Here is a 19,440-nt window from a genome sequence, read left to right as displayed (position 1 = left end):
TTATACCTTAACAAAAAAACTTTTTAAATGGATTTACTAATTTACCTATTAATTGCCGTAGCTTTATTTGTTTTGGCATCATCATTCTTCACAGTTAAACAGCAAACAGCTGTAATTATTGAGCGTTTTGGAAAATATCAATCCATACGTAACTCTGGTTTACAAATTAAAATACCTGTTGTAGACCGTATTGCAGGCCGATTAAACTTGCGTATTCAACAATTAGATGTAATTATTGAAACCAAAACAAAAGATAACGTTTTTGTTAAAATGAAAGTTTCGGTACAATTTAAAGTAGTTCAAGAACGCGTGTACGAAGCTTTTTACAAACTTGAATATCCACATGATCAAATTACATCTTATGTATTTGATGTGGTTCGTGCTGAAGTTCCTAAGCTTAAACTTGATGATGTTTTTGAAAGAAAAGATGATATTGCAATTGCTGTGAAAAGAGAACTTAACGATGCAATGGTTACTTATGGCTACGACATTATTAATACGCTTATAACCGACATTGACCCTGATGTGCAAGTAAAACATGCAATGAACAGAATTAATGCTGCAGATCGCGAAAAAACAGCAGCAGAATACGAAGGTGAAGCTGAACGTATAAGAATTGTTGCAAAAGCAAAAGCAGAAGCTGAATCTAAACGCCTACAAGGTCAAGGTATTGCAGATCAACGCCGCGAAATTGCACGTGGTTTAGTAGAATCTGTTGATGTTTTAAATACTGTAGGTATTAATTCTCAAGAAGCATCAGCTTTAATTGTAGTTACTCAACATTATGATACGTTACAGTCAATTGGCTCAGAAAACAATTCAAACTTAATTTTATTACCTAATTCACCACAAGCTGGTAGTGATATGTTAAATAATATGGTTGCATCATTTACAGCGAGCAATCAAGTAGGTGAGGCCATGAAAAAAGCCTCTGATAATAAAAACGGTACCAATTAGTATTTTTAATTAAATTATTTAACAAGAGGATGTTCTGTACGAACATCCTCTTGTTGTTTATTATAACTTACCCGTAGTACAGTATCAAATAATTTTTAACAATATGGTATACAATGATTTATTTTACCACTGCACTACTGTTTATAACTTTTAATCCTTTATAAAGATTTTTACATCTTTAAAATAAATTTTTAATATCCCTCTATTTATTTACGTGATATAATTACTCTTAAAAATACCTTTAAAATTGTTCATTCTATTAATTGTATTAAAAAAAAACATACAAAGTAAACTAAAACTGAATTGTTTATTACTTGTGTTTTATAAGAGATTTTAAGTGTTATTCCATCTTCTTAAATCCATTTACTTAATTATAAAAAACTTTATTTAAACAAAAAACCGAGTATTACATTAGGTAACACTCGGTTTTTTAGGTATTTATTAATTCAATTTTATCCTACATTTCTACAATAATAAACTCAGATCTGCGGTTTGCTTGGTGTTGTTCTTCGGTACATTTCACTCCGTCTGAACATTCGTTTACCAATTGGCGTTCGCCATAGCCTTTGGCTGTTAAACGCGATGCGCTTATTCCTTTAGCTATTAACCATGCTCTGGTTGATTTCGCTCGATTATCTGATAATTTTTCGTTGTATTTAAACGGCGCTCTACTATCGGTATGCGAACGTATATCTATCTTCATCGTTGGATATTCTTCTAATACCGCTAATACTTTGGCTAATTCTGCCGCTGCATCCGGACGTATATTATACTTGTCTAAATCAAAATAAATTGGATTTAAGTTTAATGCTTTAAACAAATCGTCGCCTAATTTTATTGGGGTTTTCGCTTGTTCTAAAACTATTGTGTGCTCCGTTACGCCACTTTCGTTTGGTAATACAACCACGTCTTCTTTGGTTATATACCCTTCTTTTTCAGCTTTTAAACGGTAGGTTTCCCCACACTTAAACTCGTTTTTTAATTGATAGCTGCTGTTTTGGTATGTGGTAGTGCTTTCCAACGCTCCGTACATGTTGTTGTATAAACTTACTGTTGCATCGGTTATTAGCTCTCTGTTTTTTGCATCTACTACTTTTAATAGCAACTTTTGTAAACATTCTAATTGTAATGGTTTTACTTCGGCAAAGCGGTAAATATCATCGTTCCCCTTGCCGCCATCGCGGTTGCTTGAGAAAAATCCTTCTTTACTTGCTGAGTCTATGTAATACGCAAAATCGTCCGCGTTGCTGTTTATTGGCGTTCCTAAATTTTGTATCTCGCCTGGGGTGCTGTTGCGATCTAATTTGGTGGCATAAACGTCTAATCCACCTAATCCTACACGACCATCACTTGAAAAATACAAGTCATTATCTGCTGTTACATAAGGAAAGGTTTCACGTGCTTCGGTGTTGATCCCTTCGCCCATGTTTACCGGACCGCCAAAGGCACCTGATGGATGAATGGCTACTTGCCATAAATCGGAACTTCCAAAGCCTCCCGGACGATCGCTTGAAAAGTACATCGTGCGTTCGTCTTTACTTAATGTAGGGTGTGCCGTGTTAAATTCGTCGCTGTTAAAAGGTAATTCGCTTACGTTTTCCCACTTACCGTCTACCTTCTCGGCACGGTAAATCTTTAAGTTCGTGTTCTTCTTTGAATCGTACTTACGGCTTTTGTTTATGTAATTGTTGCGCGTAAAGTACATCGTGTTCCCATCGGATGTGATGATCGCTGTTGACTCGTTTAATGGCGATTTTACACTGCCTTTTAATCGCGTTACTTTATCGTTTGCACTAGCACTTGAGGCTACGTTGTATAAACTGGTAAAGGCAGCTCCTGTCCAGCTGTGTTCGCGTTTGTGCATTCCTCCGGTATCGCGTGCACTGGTAAAATACAACTCGCTATTGTATACATAGCTGCCGTAATCGGCATAGGCCGTGTTGATTTCTAAATTCTCTACCTTGTCATAACGCCCTGAGTTGGCTTGGATTTGCTGTTTTAGCTCGGCTTCGTTTTTACGTATTTTTGCTATTTGCGTGCTGCTGCCGGCTTTTGCTACAAACGCATCGTAATAGGTCTTTGCTTTGCTTTCTTGACCTAAATGCTGCAACGTTTGTGCATAGCGGTAATAGTATTCGCTGCCTATTTCATCGGTAGCGTTTTCGCTAAATAAGCGTGCGTAATGTTTGCTGGCTTCGCTGTAGCGCGCATTAAAATAGTACGCGTTGCCTAGCTTTTCTAACAAATCTTTACTTGCATAGCCTTTGTTGGCTACTTTTTCGTAAATGTCTAAGGCATCTATATACGCCCATTGGTCGTATTGCTTATTGGCGGTTTTTACGCCTGCTTGTGCTTGCGCGGCCGTATTCCCTAGTAAAAAAACCGTGAATAAGGCTGCTGTGTATATTCCTTTTTTCATCTTGTTGGCTTTTAAAAGAATCGCGGCGAGTTCACGCGGCGGTATTTGTTAAACAATTCAAAGCGCATAAAAATCTCATGTGAACCGTTGTTGTAGTTGCGTAATGCTCGTATATCGCTGTCGTAACTATAGCCTACAAATAACCCTTTGCTTACTTGAAAGCCTACTAATGCACTCCAAGCTGCGTCCCAACGGTATGCTGCTCCTAAGGTTAACTTTTCGTTGATTAAAAAGTTTCCCGTGATGTCTGCTTGTAAGGGCGCGCCTTCTACTGCTTTTAATAAAAAGGCTGGCTTGAATTTTAACATCGGATTCAGCTCAAATACATGACCTCCCATTAAGAAAAAGTGCATTCTTTGGTTCATCGTGCTTTGAATGTTGTCATCGTAGCGGGTGCTCTCTAAGAAATAAGGTACCGATAATCCTACGTAACTTTTGTTGGTATGCCAGTAAACACCTGCTCCTATGTTGGGAGTGAATTGATTGCTGATATCGTTTTGTACTTGTGGATCGTTCGGGTTGTACTTATTTAATTTTGAATACGATACATTTAAAAGGTTCGCCGAGCCTTTTAATCCAAAACTTAACTTGCTATCGCGGTTGTTTAGATCAACTGTGTACGAAAAATCTACGCTTAATGTATTCTCATCCGTTACTCCTAACGCATCGTTTACAAAACTAATTCCTAAGCCTACTTTGCTCTCTGAAATAGGTGTGTTGATTGAAAACGAATTGGTTCGGGGTGCTCCTTCTAAGCCTACCCATTGGCTGCGGTGTAAACCAAATATGCTTAACGCTCCTCTACTTCCTGCATACGCCGGGTTGATGTTGATGGTGTTGTACATATAGTTGGTGTACTGTGGATCTTGTTGGGAATGTGCTTGTGCACATCCCAACAAAGTTAATCCTAACAATAATCTATTGATATTTCTTGAAATATTCATATCCGTTTGCTTTTTAGTTGGTCTCCAAATGTAAATATCCGGCTTGTTCGGTTGGATACTGTCTGCCATCTCCTAAATCATACGTGTATTTTACTACGTAATAGTAAGTTCCCGTTGGTAATTTTGAATGCTGCTTAACAGTTACTCTTCCTTCTGAATACCCTTTAAAGGTATTTCCGCGTGAATTGTAGTCTCTGGTTTCATAAACCAATACTCCCCAACGGTTGTAAATCTCTACTGTATTGCCTGGATAACAATTAATTCCTTTTAATACAAACTCGTCATTCATGCCATCTCCATTTGGTGTTACTGCATTGAATATTTCCATTGGACATGATAAGTGGATCGTTTGAGTGTAACGGGTTTCGTTGCCACACGAATCGGTTGCTACCCACGTTCTTATAATGTCGTATTTCGATTCACAGTCGCCTTCTACTTTTTCATCGTAGCTGCGTACTTCTACTTCTCCACATTCGTCTTGCGCTTGTAAGGTTTCTGCTGCTGCTAATTCTTCACATCTTATGTAAATTTCTGCTGCTGGCATGGTGCCTACAAAACTTGGTCCGGTGGTGTCTTCTACTGTTACTATTTGCGTATGTACCGTTGTGTTGCCACATGCATCGGTTGCTGTCCAAGTGCGTTCTAAGGTGTAGCTGTTTGCACATGCTCCGTCAATTCGCGCTTCTTTGTAGCTTACTTCCGCACTGCCACAAGTATCTACTGCTGTTAATACAGGTGCTGCTGGTACTGCGTTACATTCTACTGTTACATCTGATGGTAGGGCTTCTACAAACTCTGGTGCCGTGGTATCTTGTATCATTAAGTATACCGTTGCTCTATCGATTGCTTGATCGCCGTTGGTGTCGCGTACTTCGTACACAAAACTATCTGGTCCTACGTAACATCCGTTTACCGTGTATGTAAAGGTTCCATCTTCATGAAGCTCTAATGTTCCATGTTTTGGTCCTATTACTGGGTTTATTTTGATGTCGATGTATTGTCCGTCTTTCTCTAAATCGTAGTCGTTATCTAATAAATTCATATCTGATAATGAACTACAGTTTATGTAGTACGAATCGTCTACCGCATATGTACTGTTTAAGTTGCTTGCTGGTAATATGGTTACTATTACCGTTGCTTCTTCACATGCTTGTGGCGTACCGTTATCGCATATAGTGTACATGAAACTGTCTTCGCCTACATAACCCGGATCTGGTGTATAGGTTACTGTTCCGTCTGCATTTAACGTAACTTTTCCGTGCGATGGCTTGGTTAATGAGCCTTTTTGTACGCTAAAACTATCGCCTTGTGGATCAAAATCATTCGCTAATACAACTATCGCTATTGGTGTATCTACCTTGGTTATCACCGCATCGTTGTTGGCTACTACCACATTAACGTTTGGATCTATTAAGCCTTCTACATTAATGGTTACCGTTGCGGTTTCACATGCTTGTGGCGTGCCGTTGTCACATATGGTGTATGTGAAAGTGTCTACCCCTGTAAAGCCTGCGTTTGGTGTATACGTATAGCTTCCGTCTGCATTCATCTGTACCGTTCCGTTTGCTGGTTGGGTAACGCTTGTTAAATCGATGCTTTGGGTATGTCCTTCTCTGTCGAAATCATTTGTTAATACATTGCCTGATACCGGAGTATTTACAAAGGTATTGTTGATATCGTCGATCGCATGCGTTGTATTTGGTATTGCTACTATCGTACAATCTACACAGGTTGGTTCTACCGGACATGTGCTACATGGATTTGGATCTACTGATGCATCTGTTACTTCTGCTCCCGTTGGATCGGTTCCTTTTGCTGTTGCTAAGTTGTAAACATAGCCTGCTGCTAAATCGGTTGCCGTTAATACATGTACCGCTGTAAAGGTAGTACTGTCTGTTGCACCTATTGCTAAACTTGCTAATGGCCCGCCGCTTACTACTGCATTATCATCGCTTACCGTTACGTTGGTTAACACTACGTTTCCAGTATTTTTAACTGTAAACACATAATGTATCTCATCGCCTGCGTTGGCTATACCGTCTTCATTAGTGTCTACATAGCTTCCTGCTTTTGTTATCTCTAATGAAGGTGCTGAATTTACGCTTAAGTAAACCGTTGCCGTGTCACATGCTTGTGGATCGCCATCATCACATACCGTGTATCTGAAACTATCTGGTCCTACATAGCCCGGTTCTGGGGTGTATATGAATTCACCTGTGATTGGGTCTATTGTTACCATTCCGTGTTTCGGTTGGTCTACTACTGTAAATGTATGTATTGTACTTGTATCGCTATCTGGATCTGAATCGTTATCAAATACACTACCTTCAATAGTTGGTCCATCGCCGTTGTACGCATCGTCGTTTGCGTAGATTACGTTTTCTCCTGGTTCTGGTGTTGGTACTACGTTTACGCTTACTGTTGCCGTATCACATGCTGGTGTTGGCGTTGCGTCGTCACATACTGTGTAAGTGAACGTGTCAGTACCTTCAAAGCCTGGATTTGGTGTGTACGTAATCGTTCCGTCTGGGTTAACTGTAACTGTTCCGTTTGCTGGTTGAGTTACTACCGTTGGTGTACCTACGGTATCGCCGTTTGGATCGAAATCGTTCGCTTTTACGTTGATCGTTACTGGTTGTCCTTCTTCGGTTGTTGCCGTATCGTTGTTCGCTACCACATCGTTTGGTCCTGTAAACGGATTTGGCATTACCTCAATTGTTAACGTTGCCGTGTCACATGCTTGTGGCGTGCCGCTGTCACATACCGTGTACGTATGTACAAACGTGCCTGTAAAGCCTGCTGCTGGTGTAAACGTATAGGTTCCGTTTGCATTCAATACTAACGTACCTTCTGCTGTTGTGGTTGTTGAAGGAGTTACCGTTTGTGTATGTCCTTGTGGATCACTATCGTTCGTTGATACACTGCCTGATACTGGTGTATTCACATACGTATTGTTGATGTCGTTCACCGCTAATGTTTCATTCGCTGGGTTTATGGTTAAGTAAACCGTTGCCGTGTCACATGCTTGCGGATTGCCGTTATCACATACCTCATAAGTGAAACTAAGCGGTCCTGTGTACTCGTCTCCTGGTGTTGGAGTATACGTAAAGGTTCCGTCTGGATTCATCTGTACCGAGCCGTGTGCTGGTTGCGTATTCGATTTTACCGTTTGAATGTTTCCTGTTGCATTATCATCCGGATCTGTATCGTTATCTAATACACTACCTGTGATTGGTTGGTATTGATCGCCATTGTACGCATCGTCGTTTGCATACGTTTCGTTCGTGTTGTTTGCTGGTACTACGTTTACGCTTACTGTTGCCGTATCACATGCTGGTGTTGGCGTTGCGTCGTCACATACTGTGTAAGTGAACGTGTCAGTACCTTCAAAGCCTGGATTTGGTGTGTACGTAATCGTTCCGTCTGGGTTAACTGTAACTGTTCCGTTTGCTGGTTGAGTGATTGAAGTCGGGTCTATTTCAAATGCATCTCCATTTGGATCGAAATCGTTCGCTTTTACGTCAATTGTTACTGGTTGTCCTTCTGGTGTTGTTGCCGTATCGTTGTTTGCTACCACATCATTTGGTGATGTTGGGTCGCTTGGATCTGGCATTACCTCAATTGTTAACGTTGCCGTATCACATGCTTGTGGCGTGCCGCTGTCACATACCGTGTACGTATGTACAAACGTGCCTGTAAAGCCTGCTGCTGGTGTAAACGTATAGGTTCCATTTGCATTTAATACTAACGTACCTTCTGCCGTTGTGGTTGTTGAAGGAGTTACCGTTTGTGTATGTCCTTGTGGATCACTATCGTTCGTTGATACACTGCCTGATACTGGCGTATTCTCATACGTATTGTTGATGTCGTTCACCGCTAATGTTTCATTCGCTGGGTTTATGGTTAAGTAAACCGTTGCTATGTCACATGCTTGCGGATTGCCGTTATCACATACCTCATAAGTGAAACTAAGCGGTCCTGTGTACTCGTCTCCTGGTGTTGGAGTATACGTAAAGGTTCCGTCTGGATTCATCTGTACCGAGCCGTGTGCTGGTTGCGTATTCGATTTTACCGTTTGAATGTTTCCTGTTGCATTATCATCCGGATCTGTATCGTTATCTAATACACTACCTGTGATTGGTTGGTATTGATCGCCATTGTACGCATCGTCGTTTGCATACGTTTCGTTCGTGTTGTTTGCTGGTACTACGTTTACGCTTACTGTTGCCGTATCACATGCTGGTGTTGGCGTTGCGTCGTCACATACTGTGTAAGTGAACGTGTCAGTACCTTCAAAGCCTGGATTTGGTGTGTACGTAATCGTTCCGTCTGGGTTAACTGTAACTGTTCCGTTTGCTGGTTGAGTGATTGAAGTCGGGTCTATTTCAAATGCATCTCCATTTGGATCGAAATCGTTCGCTTTTACGTCAATTGTTACTGGTTGTCCTTCTGGTGTTGTTGCCGTATCGTTGTTTGCTACCACATCATTTGGTGATGTTGGGTCGCTTGGATCTGGCATTACCTCAATTGTTAACGTTGCCGTATCACATGCTTGTGGCGTGCCGCTGTCACATACCGTGTACGTATGTACAAACGTGCCTGTAAAGCCTGCTGCTGGTGTAAACGTATAGGTTCCATTTGCATTTAATACTAACGTACCTTCTGCCGTTGTGGTTGTTGAAGGAGTTACCGTTTGTGTATGTCCTTGTGGATCACTATCGTTCGTTGATACACTGCCTGATACTGGCGTATTCTCATACGTATTGTTGATGTCGTTCACCGCTAATGTTTCATTCGCTGGGTTTATGGTTAAGTAAACCGTTGCTATGTCACATGCTTGCGGAGTGCCGTTGTCACATATCGTGTAAGTGAAACTAAGCGGTCCTGTGTACTCGTCTGTTGGCGTGTACGTGAACTCTCCTGTGATTGGGTCTATTGTTACCGTTCCGTGAGCCGGTTGGGTATAACCTGTCACAAATTGATCGTTCCCTGTTACATCTGGATCTGTATCATTGTCTAATACATTACCTGTGATTGGTTGGTATTGATCACCGTTGTACGCATCGTCGTTTGCATACGTTTCGTTCGTGTTGTTTGCTGGTACTACGTTTACGCTTACTGTTGCCGTATCACATGCTGGTGTTGGCGTTGCGTCGTCACATACTGTGTAAGTGAACGTGTCAGTACCTTCAAAGCCTGGATTTGGTGTGTACGTAATCGTTCCGTCTGGGTTAACTGTAACTGTTCCGTTTGCTGGTTGAGTGATTGAAGTCGGATCTATTTCAAATGCATCTCCATTTGGATCGAAATCGTTCGCTTTTACGTCAATTGTTACTGGTTGTCCTTCTGGTGTTGTTGCCGTATCGTTGTTTGCTACCACATCATTTGGTGATGTTGGGTCGCTTGGATCTGGCATTACCTCAATTGTTAACGTTGCCGTATCACATGCTTGTGGCGTTGCATTGTCACATATCGTGTACGTATGTACAAACGTGCCTGTAAAGCCTGCTGCTGGTATAAAATTATAGGTTCCATTTGCATTTAAGAATAATGTACCTTCTGGTGTTACCGTTATTGAAGGGGTTACCATTTGTCCGTGTCCTTCTGCATCTGAATCGTTTGTTTTTACGTTTCCTGATACTGGTGTATCTGCATACGTGTTGTTGATATCGTTCTCTGCAAACGTAGTATTTGGAGTATCGGTATCGGTACACGTTGTACACGCTGGATTTGGATCTGGTGTTACACTTGTTACGGTTACGGTATTTGTTAAATTACCTGTCATTGTTGCTGGTACTGCTACATTTACTGTATAAGTAACTGTTTGTCCTACTGCTAATGTTGGTAATACATTGTTAACATCTCCTGTTCCTGATGATCCGTTACTACCTGTCCATGAACTAATTGTTGTTCCGGCTGGTGCTGTATCGGCTACTGTTACATTAGTTGCTGCTGTTGGACCATTATTGGTTACTGTAATAGTATATGTTACCGTTGAACCTGCTACATACATCGTCTGTCCGTCGGTTTTTACTGTTACGATATCCGCACATTCTTGTGGGTTTATCGTTACTGTTACCGGAGTACTTTCACATCCATTTAATATTGATTTAATGCTATACGTACCTGCTGCTGCTGTTACTAAACCTGTTGCTGTTGGGCCTGATATTACAGAGCCGTCTGCTGATGTAATGCTGTATGTATTGGTAGCTAAATAGTTTCCTATTTTGAAACTTCCATTTGCTGATGTACAACTTGGTTGGATGATTTCAACTAAAGTTGGTACAGCTGGTGTCGCTTTTATAGTTAATGTTACAGGTGTTCTTGTTGTACTTGAACAGTTTGCTGATGTAACTGCTTCTGCGTAATACGTTACCGTACCTACTGTATTTAACGTTGGTGAAGTAACTATAGTTCCTCCCGTAGCTTGAGTATACCAAGTAACCGTATTACCTGTTGATGTTGCTATCGCTGTTAATGTTTGTATTGGCGATGTAGCACATTCAGTTATATCTCCTCCACTTGTTGGAGCTTCTGGTGTTTGGTTAATTGTTAATGTTACTAGTGTACGGGTTGCACTTTTACATGCTCCTAGTGTTGCTTCTGCATAATACGTTACCGTACCAACTGTACTTAACGTTGGTGTTACTGGTGTGGTACTTGTTGCATCTGCATACCAAGTTATTGTTGCTCCTGCTTCTGCTGATGCTGTTGCTGTTAAACTTGCTGGTGAACAAGAAACTTGATCGCCGCCGCTTGTTGGTGCAGCTGGTGTTACCAATTGTGCTTGTAAACTAAACGAAGTAGATGCTGCACTTGAACAACCTCCTGGAGTTGAAACCGCTTTTACATTATAGGTTTCACCTGCTATCATACCAGAAATCACTCCAGTTGTAACGTCAACTGTTGGTCCTGTTGGTGAAACTACATAATTCACACCGCTTACCAAATTTGTAACCTTAACAATGTTAGCCGAACTACATGTTGCTGGCGTATTGCTAATTGTTGGCGTATCTGGTGTTTGGTTAATTGTCAATGTTACCGGTGTACGGGTTGCACTTTTACATGTTCCTAGTGTTGCTTCTGCATAATACGTTACCATACCAACTGTACTTAACGTTGGTGTTACTGGTGTAGTACTTGTTGCATCTGCATACCAAGTTATTGTTGCTCCTGCTTCTGCTGATGCTGATGCTGTTAAACTTGCCGGTGAACAAGAAACTTGATCGCCGCCGCTTGTTGGTGCAGCTGGTGTTGCATTGATTGTTAATGTAACTGGCGTTCTTGTTGTACTTGAACAGTTTGCTGATGTAACTGCTTCTGCATAATATGTTACCGTACCTACTGCATTTAACGTTGGTGCTGTTGCAAGAGCTGTTCCGCCTGTTGCTTGTGTATACCAAACAACTGTATTACCTGGTGATGTTGCTGTCGCTGTTAGTGTTTGTATTGGCGATGCAGCACATTCCGTAATATTTCCGCCACTTGTTGGAGCGGTTGGTGTTTGATTAATTGTCAATGTTACTGCAGTACGGGTTGCACTTTTACATGCTCCTAGTGTTGCTTCTGCATAATACGTTACCATACCAACTGTACTTAACGTTGGTGTTACTGGTGTGGTACTTGTTGCATCTGCATACCAAGTTATTGTTGCTCCTGCTTCTGCTGATGCTGTTGCTGTTAAACTTGCTGGTGAACAAGAAACTTGATCGCCGCCGCTTGTTGGTGCAGCTGGTGTTACCAATTGTGCTTGTAAACTAAACGAAGTAGATGCTGCACTTGAACAACCTCCTGGAATTGAAACCGCTTTTACAGTATAGGTTTCACCTGCTATCATACCAGAAATCACTCCAGTTGTAAGGTCAACTGTTGGTCCTGTTGGTGAAACTACATAATTCACACCGCTTACCAAATTTGTAACTTTAACAATGTTAGCCGAACTACATGTTGCTGGCGTATTGCTAATTGTTGGTGTCAACGGTGTTGCTGGTTGTGGATTTAATGTTACATCTATCGATGCAGATCCTGTACAACCATAAGTATTCGATACTGAAATGGTATAAGTTCCGGCTGTTGCAGTAACTGTACCAGTTGCTGTTGGTCCTGATATTACATCACCATCGGTTGATGTAATAGTATAAGTATTCGTAGCTAAATAGTTAGCTATTTTAAAACTTCCGTTTGCATTAATACATGTTGGATGTATTACAGATCCTACCGTTGGTGCATCTGGATTTGGATTAACTGTAAACGTTACATCATGTGTAGCCGGTGGACATACACTTGGTGCTACTGGAGTTAAAGTATAACGAACTGTAACAGAAGTAGGTGTAGTAACATTTGCAGGTGTATATGTAAACACATTAGGAGAAGAAGCTGCAGATATAGTACCGCCTCCAGACTGTACAGTCCAAACTCCTCCTGGAGTTGTTGCATATAATGTTTTAGTATTTACCTCACAAATAGGATCATTTGTGGTATAATTAGTAATAACAGGTGCATCGTAGAAAGTTTGTGTAACTGCTGTTAATGCACTTGCACAACCTTGACTTGATACAGCTTGAGCATAAATTGTTCTTGTATACGCTGTTGAAGATGTATAAGTTGGACTTGTTATACCTGTACCATTGCTATTTTCATACCAAGTAATGGTAGTACCTGCTTGTGACGACGCAACCGCTGTTAAAGTAGCTGATGAGCCAGTAGGAATACATACCGATTGATTTCCACCACTTACTGGTGCAGCTGGTGTACCAAATTGCGGTTGTAAACTAAATGTAACTGAAGCTGCACTTGAACAACTTCCTGAGGTTGAAACCGCTTTTACTGTATAGGTTTCACCTGCTGTCATACCACTAATTGTGCCATCGGCTGCTACCGTAGGACCAGCTGGAGTAAATACATAATTTACACCCGTTGAAACATAGTTTGTAATTTTAACTACGTTTGCTGAACTACAAGTTGCTGGGGTATTAGTAATAGACGGTGTAGCTGGATAAGCAACTCCTGTTACTAAAGTAAAGCTTTGAATTGCATTTGGACAGCTTACACCTGGAACACCTGGATGTGAATAATTGAACGTATAATCTCCAGCTGCATTAATTTGAACATAAGCAGTTCCATCTGCATTATTAGCAGTAATTACTGCATTTGAAGAATTTGATGTCCAAGTACCACCTGCTGGTTCTGCATGTAAAGTAGTAGAACTACCTACACAAAGAGTACCTGGTGTTGCTGGCGTAATTGTAATTGCAACAGGAGCAATTACTGTTATAGTACGTTTTGCAGAAACTGCAGGACAATTAACTGTAGCTGCTACACTATATGTAATATCTGCCGTACCCACTGCTTTTGGTGTTACCACACCAGAAGCATCAACTGTTGCAACTGTTGTGTTTGATGAACTCCATGTTCCACCAGTACCAGTAGTTGTATAAGTAACTGTTGTTACCGGCGAAGTTAAACAAACTTCAGAAGTACCACTAATTACCCCTGCATTCGCAGTTGATAAAGTTATGGTAGCATTGTTTGAAGCGTTTCCTTCTGCGTCGTATCCTTTGTAAGATATAACTGTTGGTGTACCTGTGAAACCTGCTGCCGGTATAAAAGTAACTAAACCTGAAGTGGTGTTTACACTCCAAACTCCTTCACCAATAATGGTAAACGAAGTAACATCGCCTTGCGCATCAGTTACTATAGATGTAGCCGAAGCTGATGCTACTAAACTAACACGTGTAGGTACAATGGTATCACCTGTTGTATCGTTTGTTAAAACATTTACCTGAACCGAAGAAGTACCAACTGTATAACACATTGCATCGTTCGTTGCAATTGGTAAAACATCTAAAGTTATGGTAGCCGCATTAGACTCACTACCTTCGGCATCTTCAACTGTATAAGTAATTGGTGTTGGTGTACCTGTGAAACCTGATGCTGGTGTAAATGTAACAGCACCTGTTGTAGGGTTTACTGACCAAACACCTTCACCTGGTACGGTAACTTGTGTACAATCGCCATTAGCATCTGTAACATCACAAGTTGCGCCTGGTATAGATGATGCTACTAAACTAACCGTTGTAGGATCAACTGTATCACCCGTTGTATCATTTGTTACCACATTTACAGTGACTGGAGAACCAGCTGTCATTGTAGCTGTATCACAAGTTGTAATAGGTAAAATATTTATTACTAAACTACTTGCTGTGCAAACACAATTTGAAGTATCACTAATAACTGCAACTAAATTTGTGCTTGTGGTATTTAAAATTCCTGTAACAGTTTCTGTAACCGTAGCACCTGCTGCAATAGAACCTGTCATAGTATATGTAGCTAATATTGAACCAGTTGGTATACCCATTGAATCTGCAGCATAAAAATTAACTACAACAGGATTAGCCGGATTACTATTTGTTTGACTAATTGTACTTGTATTTTTTACGCTTATAATTACTTGCGATGGTAATGCCAATGTATTACCACATGCAGGAATAGCTTTTGAGTAAGTAACTGATTGAATATCTAATTGAGGTTTATTAACAATAATATTTGTTACTGCTCTACCTGTTTCTGCTAATATTCCAGGACAAACACCTGAAGGTTCAGACGGACAAACGACACCAGAAATTCTATCTAAAGTAATCAAAGTTACTTCATGAGTTCCACATACTATATTACTTGTTGGTAACATAGATAAATTAAATACTAATTCATCTCCTGTAACTAAAGCTGAAGGTAATGTTAATTCTATATAACGTTTTCCATCACTTGTAGTTATTACACTATTGAAAGTAGGACATTTAACAGAACTACAACCAAAGGAACCTGGTACATAATTAAAGCCTTCTGGTAATAATATACGTACAAGACCTGTTGCACCGACTGATGGAGGTGTTTGAATTTTTAATTTTATATCATTAAAGGCAACAGGTGCCATTGAACAATTATTAAGTGGTGTAGGTGCATTAAACTGCGGTACTAAAACCACTGCTGGAGAAACACCTGCCACACCTACATTAATAGAAGGTGTTCCAGTACCATCTCCAACTGCTGGTTCTCCACATGAACGATTGGCACTTGTACTTACATAAATACTTGAATTTACTATAAAATCGCAATTTGTATTTACCTGAAAACGAATACCCATTAATCGTAAGTTACCATCACCACCATCGGTTAGTGTACCTGGTAACCCTTGCACTGGGTAATTTACATAGCTTGTTAAATCAGCTATCACAGAACTACCCGAAGCGGTAACGATAACTGGCAACCAGTTACCTGAGCCTACCGGATACTCTGCTAAAACTGAACCTGGAACAACCGTAGCACCTACAGGAACATCTATTTTAAACTTATTGTTAACAGTATTACCCGCACCTGCAGAATTTATACGGTACTCATACTGCATTGGACTACACAGATTAATGTTTGTAGCCATACTTACTGCTATAATTTGTACCTCGGCCTGTTGAGGAACAACATGAAAAGGAGTATTAACAGTTGCTGGCCCACATGTGTATTCATCTGGGGATGTTGGATAAGACGAACAATTCCATCCGCCTATTACATTAACATCAAAAGGATTACAATTAGCATATGTAAAAGTAACACGATAATCTTTAAATGTACCTGTTGCTAAACCAGTAGTACTTAAAGGAAACCAAACCCCACCTGTATAAGCAGTTGGAGTTATTATTGTACCTGTACTTGTTTCTTCAATTTGGGTAACAGTTACACCTGCTATTGTAGGTATTGCCAACCAAGTATAGGGAGCTGTTGATAAACCTGTTGAAGCCATACGAACTACAAAACTTTCTGTAGAACTTGCTGCTTGTATTGAACCTGTTTGGTTAGTTAATGTAACAGCAGGTTTTAAACTGTAGTTAGTACCTTGATCATAAGTTACAACTCTATCCCAATTAGTTGGTTTAACCGCTTGGTCTGCATAATGATAGTAATAATCTTTAATATAGGTTACCGTTTTAATATTACCTGTACCATTACCCGCAACTGTAGAGCAATTTGGTTGTAGGCTAAAACGTGTCCAAGCACCATAATTATTTGTAATAGTATGTTGAAGAGGCAACCAGGTACCAGGGTTTAAATAGGTTCGGGTATCTCCTGATACACTATTTGGAACCATTGGTATGAATTGGTCATAAGTTTGACCAGCATACGTTAATGAATTTATAAAATTTGAAGCAATAATATTGTATTGAGAAGGAATAGTTACATCTATTCTTTCGATATACATAGTTGGTCTCCATTCGTTTGCATATTGAACACCTACAGTATCAAAACGACGTGCAAAATGCTGTAAATTAGAACCTGCATTTGTTTCTGTACATCCAGCAAAATTAAAGGCATTTCTACCATCAACACCATCAGTACCAACTAAATACATTTCGGCAATTCTATCAACACAACGTTCTTTTACATTACTAGCATCTAAATTGTATAAGTAAAAAGCTCCACCAGATTGAACATCATGTCTCGGTAAACCATCGTTAGTTGCTACTTGATAACGTGAAATAGTTTCCACAACGTCACCTAATAGTAAACCACCTGTTGGTAGTATAGAAGTTAAATTCCAGTCAATTACCTGATTTGTTGTTGTTGAATTTGTTTGCACAAAAGTGGTAACATTACCCGAAGCAACAGTTACACCCCCTCTTTTAATAACTACATCTGTATTTAAAGGAGTTAACTTGCTTAAATTTCCTGTAGCTTTAGGTAATTCTAAACGTATGTACAAATTAGAATTATTTGTACTAGACCCCATTACCGCATTTCCTTTAATTTCTATTTCATCTAAATACAATGCTTTAGATAAATCATAAGCAGAAATTGCAGCTCTAGATTGTCTGGTAGTATAAGTATTATCTGTCCATCCTAATGAGTTATCCGCACGCTCAACAACAGGCACTGCTGTTGTAATAAACGAACAAGGACCCGGACAAAAAGTGTTTACTGTAAGATTGCCACATGCTAAGTCTGAGTTACAAACACAGCCTGTTACTATATCATTAATTTTTCTGATTTTATAACTAAGAGGTAGTGTACTAGCACCACCACCAGCAATACAATCGTAGGTTAGATTTAAAAATGCATACCCAAACGCATTAGTAGGTGATGTTATTGTTACTACCTGTCCTACTTGGTTGTATGTAGCTGTAACAGGAGTAGCGGTACTTGGAAAATCACCGTTAACCCATTGTGTAGTGCCAGAAGTACCACCAACCACAGAAACGCCAGGAGGTAATGTAATTTCATAAACAATGCGACTATTGGTACCATAGGTAAAGCTTCCCCATTGATATCTACCAGCACTTAATCTAACTTGAAAATTTGTTGAAGGCTCAATATTAGCAGGAGCATATCCATTCATTGAAATTCCTGTAAAAAGATATTGTAGAGCATTGCCACTTGCCCCTAATGAATTTGGAACAATTTGGGTAGCATCACACATTGTGCTATATCTTACACCACCACCAAAATTTTGCACATCAACAGGTTGAGGGCAATTTACTACATAAGAACAATTTAGTGTAAAATTATAATTTAGTGTAACTGTTGCCCCAGCTGGTAAATCATCAAAGAAACCATCACCATCCAAATCTGACAATCCAACACCTGCACCATCAGGGTCAGTTGTAAAAATATTATTTAGATTTACCTGTGCTATCGCATGTGGACCTAAATTAGAAGCATAAACACCAGTTGGAACAAATGTTGCCGTTACCGGAGTACCATTAACATTAAAATTAGACAACTGATAAAAATTTGTAGGATAACCTGTTATGAAATTACCTTGTCCTTTTATCCCTTTTTCTAAAACTACATTATACATACCAGCAGCAGCACTTCCTGTTGCTCCATTAGTATAAGTTGAGTTCACTTGAAAAGGTGTACACTCATTAACATAACCAACTAAAGCATTTGTATGAGCAGAAAATGAAGGCACACCATTTTGCATAGCTACAGAACCTGTACCTGTAACTGTTTGGCACCAGTTAGTAGATAATTGCCCTGAACCATAACCAGCATTATAAGTAGTAGGTGCACCACAGCCACGAACTGTAAAACTTTCTGTAAAAATTAGGTTTTCACCAAAATCTAAACTTCCACCCGAAAGTTGAGCGGCTGTAATGGTATAGTTATGTGTAATACCTGTAGCCACCGTACCAGTAGTACTAGTAGGTGTTAATGTTACGGTACCTGCACTACCCGTACCGCCAGTGATTTGTAAACCTGTAGATTCAACACTATTGGCTGGGTAATTAATTTCCATATATATGGTATTAGTTGAACCGTTACCGCCGTTATTTAATGTAAAAGTACGGCTAGCAACTTGGCCTAAAACTGCGTTTGTTAAGGTTGCAGGTTGCGAAAAACTAAAAACAGGATAAGTTACTTGATATGCAGAAGAAGTAGCTGTAGCTGTAGTTGCGCCTGTAATAGTAGCCGAAACTATATCTTTAAAAACTGTACCTGTTAATACTGAAGCCTGTGAAGCACAAGTAGCTTTACGTGATATAGTGAACTCTATAAATTGACCAATAACTAAATTACTTGGACCAATTAAAAAATTGGGTGCATTGGCACCGCCACCATTTTCGGCAATGGTTAATGCCGCTGTTCCGTTAATCTTAGTTAAAGACCCCGGAACATACTCTACCCCTGTAGGTAGTTGAACTGATACATTTGCTCCTGTTGTGGAGGCTGCTGCAACATCTAATCGCACCTTTAATAGTGTATTTTCATAACAAACAGTAATATCCCTTGGGTTTTGGGTGGGTATACTACTATGCGAAGGAAATCCAATTATAAAAGACTGCGACGATGCAGACACCCCAACCATAAAGGTAAGTGTGAATAGCAAATGCCGTACCAGTAATAAAAAGTAATTACTCTTCATAAAAGGTTTTGTTTAAAATTCATATTATTTTTTTTATAACTATACTTAAAAAGAGGTACTAATTATGTTAAAAACTTATTAGTAACTTATTAATAAATATACAGTAACAAATTTATTATGATTTTAATTTTTAATTTGTAGAATATTTTTATTAGTATTTGTAGAATTAATACTACAAATTTTAAATAAGTTATTTTGTAATAAAA

4 protein-coding genes are annotated in these 19,440 nt (G+C 39.6%); 1 reads left to right on the top strand and 3 read right to left on the bottom strand.

Going from position 1 to position 19,440, the window contains the following annotated elements:
* Nucleotides 1-27 precede the first annotated feature (27 nt).
* Nucleotides 28-957, top strand: a complete 930-nt coding sequence (locus tag P3875_RS09295; protein WP_303443688.1) for an SPFH domain-containing protein — start codon at nucleotides 28-30, stop codon at nucleotides 955-957.
* A 457-nt stretch (nucleotides 958-1,414) separates the two neighbouring features.
* Here P3875_RS09295 and P3875_RS09290 read toward each other — a convergent pair whose 3' ends face one another.
* Genes P3875_RS09290 through P3875_RS09280 form a run of 3 tightly spaced genes read right to left on the bottom strand, consistent with a single transcriptional unit; the run spans nucleotide 1,415 to nucleotide 19,234 of the window.
* A complete protein-coding gene (locus tag P3875_RS09290) occupies nucleotides 1,415-3,376 on the bottom strand; it encodes an OmpA family protein (RefSeq protein ID WP_303443675.1) in 1,962 nt (653 codons plus the stop codon).
* A gap of 11 nt (nucleotides 3,377-3,387) precedes the next feature.
* A complete protein-coding gene (locus P3875_RS09285; protein WP_303443676.1) occupies nucleotides 3,388-4,320 on the bottom strand; it encodes a PorP/SprF family type IX secretion system membrane protein in 933 nt (310 codons plus the stop codon).
* Nucleotides 4,321-4,333: 13 nt separating this feature from the next.
* Complete coding sequence (locus P3875_RS09280; RefSeq protein ID WP_303443687.1) at nucleotides 4,334-19,234, bottom strand: Ig-like domain-containing protein; 14,901 nt, start codon at nucleotides 19,232-19,234, stop codon at nucleotides 4,334-4,336.
* Nucleotides 19,235-19,440 lie beyond the last annotated feature (206 nt).

The organism is Myroides sp. JBRI-B21084 (assembly GCF_030545015.1).
In the GTDB taxonomy this organism is placed as follows: Bacteria; Bacteroidota; Bacteroidia; order Flavobacteriales; family Flavobacteriaceae; genus Flavobacterium.
This window is presented reverse-complemented; position numbering and strand designations above follow the sequence as displayed.